The sequence below is a fragment of the Prevotella sp. P5-108 genome, from assembly GCF_002251385.1.
Classification (GTDB): Bacteria; Bacteroidota; Bacteroidia; order Bacteroidales; family Bacteroidaceae; genus Prevotella.
Genome location: NZ_NPJJ01000060.1, coordinates 1 through 255, shown reverse-complemented (window position 1 = coordinate 255; position 255 = coordinate 1). Strand labels below are relative to the sequence as shown.

Annotated in this window: 2 tRNA genes; both read right to left on the bottom strand. The window is 51.8% G+C overall.

Annotated features, from left to right (window positions below):
* Window positions 1–14: 14 nt before the first annotated feature.
* Window positions 15–88: transfer RNA gene (locus CIK95_RS11865), tRNA-Ala, on the bottom strand.
* 41 nt (window positions 89–129) lie between these two features.
* Window positions 130–203: transfer RNA gene (locus CIK95_RS11860), tRNA-Ile, on the bottom strand.
* Between the last annotated feature and the right edge of the window lie 52 nt (window positions 204–255).

The window sequence follows — 255 nt, the reverse complement described above, 5'->3', positions numbered from 1 at the left end:
GACATGCCCCGGTGTGGAGAATAACGGATTCGAACCGTTGACCCCCTGCTTGCAAAGCAGGTGCTCTAGCCAGCTGAGCTAATCCCCCATAATTGAGAGTAGCATTCTATCGGTCATCTTGTCGATGCGTAGTCCCAGGCAGACTTGAACTGCCGACCTCCACATTATCAGTGTGGCGCTCTAACCAACTGAGCTATAGGACTGTCTGACTCGGCGTTCAATTAACCTGTGGGCTTAACTGCGCCCAGTTTCTTT